Genomic DNA, 12103 nt, shown 5'->3' on the forward strand with positions numbered 1-12103 from the left:
GTGGCAGGGGAATAGCACAGCCGAAAAGGACTGGTAAATTAAATTAACGCATCAATTTTGCGTCTTCCAAAATCATCGCAGCGCCTTTTTCCGCGACCATGACCGTTGGTGCGTTGGTATTTCCTGATGTAATAGTCGGAAACACGGATGCGTCGACCACCCGCAAGCCCTCAACATTGTGCACGCGCAGTCGGATATCAACTACCGAAGTGGCAGGGTCGGTCCCCATCATGCAACTGCTTGTCGGATGATACACCGTGTCGGCGCGGGCGCGGAAGTCAGCCAACAGGGCTTCATCACCATCAACTTGCGCGCCCGGGATAAGCTCCTCGGTTATGATATCGGCAAGCGGCTTGGTCGCCGCGAGCTGGCGCAATATCCGGTTGCCAGCCAATACGTCGTCAATGTCCGCCTGCGTTGCCAGATAATTGGGATGGATGGCAGGATGTTCGGAAGAGTCCGAACTGTTAAGTTCAATATGCCCCCGACTGGTCGGGCGGCAGGGGTTGTGCGACAGCAAGAAAGCTGAAAACGGATCGGGATTCAGCAGTTTGCGTTCCGACAAGGGAGTCTTGGTGTAGCTGACCGGGCTGAAATATAGTTGCAAATTGGGGTGCTCTTTAGTCGCATCACTCCGCACGAACCCGCCGCTTTGATTAACGCTCAACGACAATGGTCCTGCCCGGTCGGCGACATAACGCAAACCCGCCCGCAATTTGCCCAGCAACGGGTGGAGCACATCGTTTAACGTTGCCGTCCGGACCTTGTAGAAATAGGACACGGCAATATGGTCCTGCAAGTTACGGCCAACGGCCTTGGCGTCGATCAGCGGATCGATGCCGACATTTTTCAAATGCGCCGCAGGACCGATGCCCGACAGCATTAACAATTGGGGCGAGTTAATCGCGCCGCCCGAAAGAATGACCTCGCGCCGCGCCTTTGCCTCTTTGCTGACGCCTTTGCAGGTATAAGCAACGCCTACTGCGCGTCGTCCTTCGAACAATATGCGCGAAACATGCGCTAATGTCTCCAGCTTCAGCGTCTTGCGCTTTCGCGCCGGATGCAGAAACGCATTCGCCGTTGATGCACGCCAACCGCCGCGCGTGTTAATCTGATAATATCCCACGCCCTCTGGTTTGCCGCCGTTGAAGTCACTGCTGGCCGGAAAGCCCAATGCCTGCGCGGACTCGATAAAGCTGCGGCAGACCGGATGTGCAAATGGCGAGATATCGGTAACATGCTGCGGCCCGCCTTGGCCATGATGTGCGCTATGCCAATCGAAATCCTCCGACTTTTTGAAATAGGGCAAGACATCGTCCCAGCCCCAGCCTTGATTACCCAAGGCTTTCCAATCGTCGAAATCGCGGGGCTGTCCGCGCACATAGACCATGGCATTGATCGAACCAGAGCCGCCAATCACCTTGCCGCGTGGCCAATAGCTTCGTCTGCCCCCAAGCGCCTCAACCGGCTCGGTATCGTACATCCAGTTAATGCGCTTATCGAAAAAGGTGCGGCCATAGCCAATGGGCATTTGAATCCAGATGGACCAATCGCTGCCCCCTGCTTCGAGCAATAAGACGCTATATTTGCCGTCTTCCGTTAAGCGATTGGCAAGCACACAACCCGCCGTGCCTGCGCCGACGATGATATAGTCGAACTCTTCGGTCACTGAACCGGGTGCTGCGTCATTTCGAGGTGGAGCATGTGACCCGTATAGGGGTTGGCGCGCGCCACATCTTCGTTCAATTCGACCCCTAAGCCTGGCGCAGTCGACGGGATGACATGCCCCTCTTCAAATCGAATAGGCGATTTCAGAATTTCAGTGTGAAAGCCACCCCAACTCTCAATGCTTTCAAGGATGAGAAAATTGGGCGAGCAGGTCGCAATCTGGATATTGGCAGCGCCCACAATGGGTCCGCAATAGAGATGCGGCGCAATCTGGACATGATCAACTTCCGCCATGGCTGCGATCTTCTTTGCTTCCAATATGCCGCCGACCCGGCCAAGGTTCATTTGCAAAATCGCCGCCGCGCCGGCACGCAACAGCCGGGCAAAATCATATTTCGTCGTCAATCGTTCACCCGTTGCCACAGGGATCGACGTTGCCCTTGCCACCTTGGCCATTTCATCGGGCGCATCGGGTGGCACGGGTTCTTCCAACCATAAAGGGTCATAAGGCTCTAGCCGCTTGGCAAGACGAATTGCGCCCGCCGCCGTCATTTGACCGTGCGTCCCGAACAAAAGATCGGCTTTCATACCCACCGCTTCGCGCAAAGATTTTGCAAAACGTTCGCACAGATCCAGTGCTTCCAACGACAATTGCCGTCCATCAAAAGCCGAATAAGGCCCTGCCGGATCAAATTTCAAAGCGGTAAAGCCTTGGGCCAAATATTCCGCCGACCGCTCTGCCGCCAGATCGGGGTCGTGATAGACATCTTTTGTGTCGCCGGGTCGCGGATAGATATAGGTATAGGCGCGCAATCGTTCATGCACCTGCCCGCCAAGCAACTTGTAAACTGGCTTGTTCGCCTCTTTACCGATGATGTCCCAACACGCCATTTCCAGCGCCGACAACACGCCCATCAATGTCAAATCGGGATGCTGGGTAAATCCGCTGGAATACACTCTGCGCCACATATTTTCGATGTCGTGCGGGTCATTGCCTGCGACATAACGCGCAAACACATCCTCGATCATTTTGGCGACAAGATGTGGTTCGAACGGCACGCAATAGGCCTCACCAATACCCGACACACCGCTGTCGGTCGTTATCTTGACGAAGACAAAATAGCGCCCGCCAAAATGCGGCGGCGGATTGCCGACGACGAAGGTTTCAATGTCGGCCAGCTTCATAGGGCGCGAAACCCGCTGATCGATTTAATCTCCAGAAAATCGCGGACGCCAAATTCGCCATATTCGCGGCCATTGCCCGATTGTTTATAGCCGCCAAACGGCGCCATATAATCCTGACTCGTGCCATTTATGCTCACACCGCCCACCCGCATCAACCGCGCTACACGGCGGGCACGCTCCATGTCGCTGGTCTGCACATAGGCATAAAGGCCATATGGCGAGTCATTGGCGATAGCGATGGCATCGGCTTCATCCTTAAAGGGAATGAGCACGAGCACGGGTCCGAACACTTCTTCTTGCGCGATACGCATTTGGTTATGAACGCCCGCAAAGACCGTGGGTTTCACATAATAGCCGCGATCAAAGCCTTCGGCCCGGCCAGTGCCGCCGGCAACAAGCTGCGCACCTTCGTCAATTCCGACCTGAATAAGGCCCTGTATCTTGTCATAATGTGCCTTGCTGACAACCGGGCCATAATGCGGCCCCTTCACCATTGGATCGCCAAGCTGCGCCGCTTTTGCAACACGGGCCGCAATGGCAACCGCCGCGTCATAGACCGATTGCTCGACAAGCATACGCGTCGGTGCGTTACAGGATTGGCCGGTATTGCCATAGCAATGCAACACGCCCTGCGTGACCGCCGCCTCCAGATCGCTGTCCGCAAAGACGATATTGGCTGATTTTCCACCGAGTTCTTGGGCCACACGCTTCACGGTATCGGCAGCGTTTTTAGCAATTTGAATGCCCGCCCGTGTCGATCCGGTGAAGGAGATCATGTCGACTTCCGGATGACCGGTTAGCGTATCACCGACCGACGCGCCCGTTCCATGGATCATGTTGAACACGCCCTTGGGGAAACCAGCCTCTTCAACCATTTCCGCAAAGAGCTGCGCCGACAATGGCGCCATCTCGCTGGGTTTTAACACCATCGTACAGCCGGTAATAAGCGCGGGGCCCACCTTGCAGACAATCTGATTTATCGGCCAGTTCCAAGGCGTAATCAGCACGCAAACGCCAATAGGCTCATGCGTGACAATGCCATCGGTGCCGACATCATAGTCCCACGCCATTTCGCGCACGGCCTTAACCGTCGCGCGCAAATGACCAGGGCCGCTTTCCGCCTGCGCATCGTGGGACAAGTCGTAAGGCGCGCCCATCTCGGTCGATATGGCGGTGACCATTTCCTCATAGCGTCGCTCAAAAATGGTGATCAGCTTGTCCACCAATGCAATCCGGTGTTCAAGCGTGGTCGCGGCATAGCTATCAAATGCCGCCCGTGCCGCATGCACCGCCCGATTAGCATCATCATGCCCGCACACCGCAACAACGGCGCAGACTTCTTCGGTAGCGGGATTTATGGCATCCACCGTTGCCGTGGATGTCGCGGGCAAGACCCACGCGCCATTGATATACGACTTAAGTGGCGAATTAGACATAACCAACAGCTCTCTTTTGATCTTCAATGATGTACTTGCTTGCACGCCAATAGTGCCAGGCAGCCCAAAGGCCACTCGGTGCGAGAATAAGCTGCGCTAGGCGCAACGATTCCGCACCGGCTGGCTGAGACCCCGCAAAAAAGTCACTGAGGCCACCGACAATGGCCGGTGCGACGATGAGATTGAGCAGGTTGGCAATGATGAGCGATATTGCAATTGCCATGCCGCGCATCTTGGGGGCAGCGAGGTTCTGACAAAGCGCCATCGCTGGGCCAATGTAGAAGTAAATGGCCGGGATGAAAATCCACCACATCAGCTTGGCGACGCCCAAATCATAGGTCCAATAGGCAAGGAAGGATGGAATTGTCGCAACTGCGGTGACCACGGCCAACAAATTCGAGATTTTGCGCGGGTCAGTGAAACTCGGCCGTGCAACGACATAAGCCGTCACCAACGACGCGCCGATACCGCCAACAAGATAGATCTCGCCAAGCAGTCCGCCCGCCGCGCCTTCATCCATGCCATAGGTCCGCTGGAGAAACAGCGGGGTAAACCACATCAGGCCCCAGCCCCAAAAGGCGGAGAGACCTGCACCCATCATCGCATGAACAGCTGCTTTTTGGGACCAAAGGAAACGCAAAGTCTCCATGACGCTGGGCGCCTTATCTTCCACCACAGCATCAAGGCGTCCGCGCGTGGGCTCCTTGATTGTCACCATGATGATGATTGCGAGAATGATGCCCGGAACGCCAAGGACAAGAAATGCAGCGCGCCAACCATAAAGTTTGGAGACATAACCGGCAAGGTCCGACCCAAGCCAGGCACCAATTGGCGCCCCAAGCGCAAAAATGGTCATGGCCATGGACCGACGGTCTGCTGGAAAATAGTCTGCGATGATCGAGTTGCAGGCTGGCGTTCCACCCGCTTCGCCAACACCCACGCCGATGCGCGCCAGCAGAAGATCATAATAGCCACGCGTATAGCCTGTCAGCGCCGTCATCAGTGACCAACCCGCCACGCAAGCCGCCAAGAGCGTCCGCCGATTTGATCTGTCACACAGCCAAGACAGCGGAATACCCATAAGCACATAGAAGAGCGCCAGCGGAATACCGAGCGAGGCGGCACCGATATCACTTAGATTCAGCTCCTTGCTGATGGGACCAAGCAGTGTCGACAGGACATAGCGGTCCGCGATGCTGATGGTGTAAACCAGCATCATGATGAAAAGGACATACCACCGCTGCCCGATCGTCGAAACGTCGTCCGCGTTGACTGGTGCATTGCTGGCCATATTCATTCCCCCCTAAAGTTGTACCAAATCCGGCCCAAGTGCCTCCCGGAGGCGCCCAAGCCAAGGTTCGAAATTTTTCCACTGGTCAAGCCCATCTCGGAAAATCGGCTGGCGGACCTGCTCGGAACTAGGCGTACGCACACTGCGCTTAGTCTTGTGAAACTCTATACATCCAGTTTCAAACGGCAGAGCGCAATAGTCAAGGATGGTCCGCACATTGCCCTCCAGATCGTCAATCAAATCCTCGTGCCTTACGCGCAGCACGCGACCGGGCAATACCGTATCCCAATGATCCATAAGCTCGACATAAGTGCGGTAATAGCGGGCGATATCCTCGATCCCGTAGGTGAATTCCTGACCTTGGGCGAACAGTTGTTTATAGTTACTGAAGCAGCACGCCATCGGATTGCGGCGCGCATCAATAATCTTGGCATTGGGCAAGATTAGATGAATAAGGCCGACATGCCGGAAGTTATTGGGCATCTTATCGATGAAATAGGGGCGATTCATAACCCGGTTGGGCAAGGTGTCTGCGATATACTGTTCACCAAACCGGCGGACGGCTGCTTCATCAAGGTCTGGCAGCACACCGGGGTAGCGCGGATTGTCGAAATTGAGTTCGCGCCCCTGTAATTCTTGCACAATCCGCTGGATGTCAGGCAATTCCTGCGTGCCCTCAACCATGCTATGTGACGCGAGTATTTGCTCAATCAGCGTTGAACCCGAGCGCGGCAAGCCCAGCACGAAAATCGGTGCGGGATCGTCGAGGCCCCAGCTGGAGCGTTCGGCAAAAAACGAAGTTGTGCACACGCGCTTCTGTTCGCGGGTGTTCGTCTCAAATACTTCGGGGATATAGCCGTTGCTGACGCGGTGCATGCGGTTGCCCTGATCATAAGCAGCCCAGGATGCGGCGAACTCGCCTTGATCTTCAAGTGCCTTGCCCAAGGCAAACGCGATGTGAACCCGGTCATTTTCGGCGGTGCCGGCAGCGTCAAGTTGCTCGCGCATCACGGCGATGGATTCGACCGCGAACCGGTACGTCTTGAGGTTGGCGAGGCTCCACCACGCATCCCCGAAATCGGGGCGGTCGACAGTCGCGGCCAGATAGGCTTCAATAGCCTCGCCAGTCAGTCCTTCCGTCTTGAGCGCATGACCGAGCCAAAGGTTGAGATCGGCGCGGCGTACCCGCGCGTCAATCGTGTCCCCTGGAATTTCGGACAGCATTTCACGGTATTCGGGGATTACTTTAGAGAAACTGCCCAAGCCGACGCTGATCGTCGCGGCCTGCGTACGATGGGCGTGGTTGCGCGGATCGCGCGACAACAGTGGTTCCAACGCTTCACGCGCTTGTGGAAATTTGTGGCGCGCAATCAGCACCTGCACATATTCATGACGCGCCTCGTCATGGTCCGGCACCATCGCCAGAACACCCGCATAGAGCGTCTCGGCATCGTCGAGCACGTTCCGCAGATGACCAATTTGTGCCAGCAGGCGCATTGCTTCGGGATGGTCGCCGGCTTCGATAAGAAAGCGGCGGATTAAAGCCTCGGCGGCATCCATCTCGCCATCGCCATGCAGCACTTTGGCGTGAACGATGGGCTGCGGCAGGCTGGCGAGGCTGGCTGAATGCCGGGCCGCGAGGTCCGCGCTCCGGCTATCCCCCGTCATCCGATACAGGCCATCGAGCATGTGCCACCCCATAACCAGCGCTGGGTTCATCGAAACCGCCCTGCGTAGACACTGTATCGCGGCCGCGGCGTCTCGCTTGGCGACATGGCACAGGCCGCGTTCCAGGAACAACTGGCTGAAATTTGGATGATGCGCCTCAAACCGCTCTAGTGCAGCGAGGGCCGCATCGGTCTGCTTCATCATGCGGAGTGAATGCGCCTCGATTAGCAACAGGTCGCGGTTCGAGGGATGATCTGACAGCAGACGCGTTGCACCTAAAACTGCGGCCGAATAATCGCCGTCGGCCTGAAGCGCATGAAGTGTGCTGATTTCTGACGTAACCGCCTCGGCGACGCCCAGTGCGGGCTCGTTCTGATCAGAAGTAGGCAAGTCTATTTGGGTGGCCATTCCGCACTTTCCGATCGGTGAGCGCCGCGTTCTTTACAAAAATCACAGTGCGGCCAGAAAGCAAGGGGCGGCGCTTTTGGCACCGCCCCTTCCCTTTAAATCATCGGCAGTCGATTACAGCTTGGTGCTAATCTTGATGCCATAGGTCCGCGGACGTACGATTGTCGAGGTCTTGATGTACTGCGCAGAGTTGGTGAAGGTTGCCGCCTTGCTGTTAAACAAATTGTCGCCAAACAGCGTCACTGTCCAGTCATCACGCTTGAAACCGATTTGCGCGTCCGTGAGGGCGTAAGCCGACATCTTGTAACGCAACACGGTCGTTGCAGGAACAATGATACCGTTAGGACCTCGTACGTTACCATTAGCCGCAACGTCACCCGACGGATAGGTTTCCGGCTGGTTGTACATCGAGCTCGTGTAATTCACGCCGCCTGAAACAAACCATTCCATGCCACCCGCACCCGCAAAATCATAGCGCGCACGGAGATTGGCTTGGAGCTTCGGGCTAAACGGCGTGGTGCCACCGACATCGCCAAACGGGCTCTGGACCGGCTTGGACGCACCGCCTGACAAGACCTGCGTGATGCACTTCCCGAACGACGACGACGTTGGGTTGTTGGAGATGAAGCAAGGCGAGTTCGCCTGCTTACTGTCATTATACGACGCGGAGCTTTGGATTGTCAGCCCGTCCATAGGCCGCGCGGAGATCTGAGCCTCAATGCCCTTGATTTCATAAGTTGGGCCATTGGTCGCAAACGCGGTGTTACCGAAGCCTGCAGCTGGGTTGAAGAAGCCGATCTGCGTGTCTTTCCATTCCATGAAATAGGCAGACATGTTCAACGTCATCATGCGGTCGAACAGGTCCGTCTTCAGGCCTACTTCATAGTTGGTCAGGTTGTCCGGACGATAGGCGGCAGGGACCAGCAACTGGAAGTTCTTGCCCTTGCCCGCATTGACCGTGCTACCCTTGCCATCCGCGCCGATGAACGGAAGCAGGGGATCCTGTACGCGCGAGGAAGCCCCGCGGTTGAACGCGCCAGGGCGGAAACCTTGGCTGAACGTTGCATACAGCAGCGTGCCCGGCTGTGGCTTCCACGTGATCGTGCCCTTACTCCGGAAGCCGCTATAGGTCGACTTCAGGTTCTGCGCATCGAGGTTCGAGCCTGTGGCGCAGACCGGAACTTGATAGCAGCCCGCATTGAACGACGAATACACCGATCCGGTTTCATAGTTATCATAATGATAATAACGCGTGCCGCCCGTGATCGTCAGGTTTGACGTAATGTCAAAATCAACCGATCCGAAGAATGCATATTGATCAAAGCCGCGTTGAATGTCCTGACCAAAGGCAACCGCGGGACCGCGCGGGCCAGCAACGTTGAGCGTGGCAGCTGGGTTTGGTGCAACATTACCCATGCAGACCGTGCCAGCCGACCTAATTTGCGCCGCCGTGAGCGACAGACCGCAGCTTGGGATGGACTTGTAGGACCAATCCATGTTGTCCTCAATCGCGAACGCTTCATAAAACGCTCCGGCAATAGCACGAAGACGGCCAGTGCTCGGCGTCGAGACACGGAATTCATGGGTCTCGTGCGTGTTCTTGACCTCGTCCTTCCAATAGCCGCTCGGCTCATAGCAATAAGGCGCACCGCCAAAAGTGCCAAAATAGTAGTTGGCTGCACCGGTGCACTGATAAAAGATGCCGTAGGTCGCACGCGAATAGTTGGTGTAATCGCCCTGTTGCGTGATGTTTCGCGTGAGGTAGGCGCCGGTGTAGACCAGGCTGAAATCGCCAACCTTGCCGTTCAGCGTCCATGCGGTGTTGGAGTAATCATCCTTGCTATACTGCGGCGAGAACAGCGTGGACGACAGCCCTGTCAACGGCTTGTAGTCATAATCATATGTCTGGACCGCAAACGTGCCTTCTGTGTCGAGACGCTGGTAAGCCTGGCTCACAAGCAGGTCCCAGTCCGGCGCAACCTGCCAGCTCAGCGCGACGCGGCCACCAGTATAGTCGACTGGGTTGAAGTTATCTTTGACGAGCGGGGCATTGTCGTACTTGCCGCCACGGGTCTGCTGGGCGGCCGTCAACCGATTCCCATTGCCGTTGAAGGCGAGGTAATACGAACCAAGATCGGTCGGTTCGCGTGTGAACGTTGAATATTTATTGTCGATGTAGCCACCGCGGTGATCGGCATAGACGACCGCGCGAATCGCGAGCTTATCTTCGATAATCGGCAGGTTGACCATCGCATTGAACGAACCGTTTGCGGCACCGCCAGAGGTACCGCCAAAGCTGCCCTCGACCGCGCCTTCAAATTTGTTGAGCTTAGGCTTATTCGTGATGTAGCGAACCACACCAGCCTGAGCGCCGCCACCGAACAGCGTGCCCTGCGGGCCTTCGAGCACTTCGACGCGCTCAATGTCAGCGAGATACACGTCGGCGTTACGCGCCGGGAATTGCATCGACTGGTCATCGAGATAGAGTGCGACGTTCGGGAAGCCGCTGATGGTTGCCGACGACTGCTGACCGGCAAATCCAGCCGACAGGCCGCGCATGAAAATGGCGCCGTTGCCTGGGCCATTGTTACTGAAAGTCACGTTGGGCGTGTACTTAATCAGTTCGTTAATCGAGGTGATGTTGAGTTCGCTGAGCGTGTCAGTGCCGAACGCTTGTATCGTCATCGGTACGTCTCGCAGAGACTGATCACGACGGTTGGCTGTAACGACGATGTCACCGGGGGCGGCCTCGTCTGCAGACGCTTCGACTTCTTGCGCGAATGCGGGGACACTGCCTGCCCCCAATGCTGCCAGCACAATCGCCGCAGTCGAAATTTTTAAATAACTTTTCAATTTTCTTCCCCTCAACCAAACCCTCGACGTTGCGAGGGATTTTTTAATCTCCACTCACTAGACTGAAACTGGAACAAACCGCAAGCAACTGACCAAATTTTCGCGATTGGTAAAATAAATTCTTTAATCAATTACATCATCTACATATCGCGATTAGAAGACCTAATATATTGCGGAACGAGATGGTTAGTGCGGAAATGGGCGGCTACGCGATGCCCAAGTTCTATGGGAGTAGGGTACAAGATGAAAACGGGCGCCGACTTTGTTTTGCTAATCATGTGCGAGGACCGAAAAGGTATCGTCGCCGCTGTCGCCAACTCAATCGCCAGCCAGCATTGCAACATCGTCGAAAGCTCGCAGTATAGCGACGAAAACACCGGTCGGTTTTTTATGCGCATTTCCGTCTCGTGCAATGCGGAGACGACAATTGAAAGTTTCGGCGCCGCATTTATGCCAGTAGCAACCGCATTCCGGTTGGAATGGCGCATCCACGATTTGCGCAAAAAACTCCGCGCCATGATCATGGTGAGCCAAGGCGGTCATTGCTTGAACGACCTGCTTTACCGAACCTCCACCAACCGGCTGCCGATGGAAGTCACCAGCGTGGTATCCAACCATTTGAATTGGCAGCGCCGCGCAGAGCATGAGGGCGTAGCTTTTAACCATTTGCCGATCACACCAGAAAATAAGTTGGAACAAGAGGCCAAATTGCTAGCGATGGTGGAAGAGCAGCAAGTCGACCTCATAATCCTCGCGCGTTACATGCAAGTCCTATCGGATCAGCTTTGCCGCAAACTCGATGGCCGTGTAATCAACATTCATCACAGCTTTCTGCCGGGATTCAAAGGCGCGAAGCCTTATCACCGTGCGTATGAACGGGGCGTCAAAATGGTTGGTGCCACGGCGCATTATGTCACCGCTGACCTCGACGAAGGACCGATTATCACGCAGGACGTGTCCATCGTTGACCATGCCGACACTGTCGACGATTTGATTGCGCAGGGCCAAGACACCGAAAGCCGGGTACTTGCGCGTGCGGTCAAGCTCCATTTAGAACATCGCGTGATGCTGAACGGCAACCGTACTATTGTATTTAAGTAAAACTCCCGCGAATCAGATAATAATTAAGGATTTTTGCCATGAAGACCCGTGCAGCTGTTGCATTTGAAGCTAAGAAGCCCTTGGAAATTGTTGAGTTAGATTTGGAAGGTCCAAAGGCGGGCGAAGTGTTGGTCGAGATTATGGCGACCGGGATTTGCCATACCGATGCGTACACGCTCGATGGTTTCGACAGCGAGGGCATTTTCCCGTCGGTTCTGGGCCATGAAGGTGCCGGGATTGTGCGCGAGGTTGGCGCAGGCGTAACCAGCGTCAAGGCGGGCGACCATGTTATACCTTTGTACACGCCGGAATGCCGCCAATGTAAGTCCTGCCTGTCGGGCAAAACCAACCTGTGCACCGCAATCCGCGCGACGCAGGGCAAGGGGCTGATGCCCGATGGCACGTCGCGTTTCAGTTATAAGGGCCAGACCATTTTCCATTATATGGGCTGCTCAACCTTTTCGAACTTTACGGTTTTGCCAGAGATTGCGGT

The 12103-nt window shown here is 55.6% G+C and carries 8 protein-coding genes; 2 read left to right on the forward strand and 6 right to left on the reverse strand.

The window, feature by feature from the left end; translation table 11 throughout:
• Nucleotides 1-43: 43 nt before the first annotated feature.
• From Q0O07_RS01795 to Q0O07_RS01820, 6 genes are all read right to left on the reverse strand, one after another.
• Complete coding sequence (locus Q0O07_RS01795; protein ID WP_295489639.1) at nt 44-1669, reverse strand: GMC family oxidoreductase; 1626 nt, start codon at nt 1667-1669, stop codon at nt 44-46.
• Complete coding sequence (locus Q0O07_RS01800; protein ID WP_295489641.1) at nt 1666-2853, reverse strand: mandelate racemase/muconate lactonizing enzyme family protein; 1188 nt, start codon at nt 2851-2853, stop codon at nt 1666-1668. The genes Q0O07_RS01795 and Q0O07_RS01800 overlap by 4 nt, the downstream gene beginning before the upstream one ends.
• On the reverse strand, nt 2850-4289 hold the full coding sequence (locus tag Q0O07_RS01805) for an aldehyde dehydrogenase family protein (protein WP_295489643.1): 1440 nt from the start codon (nt 4287-4289) through the stop codon (nt 2850-2852). The genes Q0O07_RS01800 and Q0O07_RS01805 overlap by 4 nt, the downstream gene beginning before the upstream one ends.
• Nucleotides 4282-5580: an MFS transporter gene (locus Q0O07_RS01810; protein WP_295489645.1), complete on the reverse strand. Its 1299-nt coding sequence runs from the start codon at nt 5578-5580 to the stop codon at nt 4282-4284. The genes Q0O07_RS01805 and Q0O07_RS01810 overlap by 8 nt, the downstream gene beginning before the upstream one ends.
• Nucleotides 5581-5592: 12 nt before the next feature.
• Nucleotides 5593-7656: a tetratricopeptide repeat-containing sulfotransferase family protein gene (locus Q0O07_RS01815; RefSeq protein ID WP_295489646.1), complete on the reverse strand. Its 2064-nt coding sequence runs from the start codon at nt 7654-7656 to the stop codon at nt 5593-5595.
• A gap of 114 nt (nt 7657-7770) precedes the next feature.
• Entirely contained in the window at nt 7771-10563 is a 2793-nt protein-coding gene (locus Q0O07_RS01820) for a TonB-dependent receptor (protein ID WP_295489648.1), read from the reverse strand.
• Nucleotides 10564-10752: 189 nt separating this feature from the next.
• Here Q0O07_RS01820 and purU point away from each other — a divergent pair, with 189 nt between their 5' ends.
• Entirely contained in the window at nt 10753-11610 is an 858-nt protein-coding gene (gene purU, locus Q0O07_RS01825) for a formyltetrahydrofolate deformylase (RefSeq protein ID WP_295489649.1), read from the forward strand.
• 38 nt (nt 11611-11648) lie between these two features.
• On the forward strand, nt 11649-12103 hold a 455-nt coding region (locus Q0O07_RS01830), incomplete at its 3' end, for an alcohol dehydrogenase catalytic domain-containing protein (RefSeq protein WP_295489293.1).

This window comes from Sphingorhabdus sp. EL138 (assembly GCF_945890115.1).
Classification (GTDB): domain Bacteria; phylum Pseudomonadota; class Alphaproteobacteria; order Sphingomonadales; family Sphingomonadaceae; genus Sphingorhabdus_B.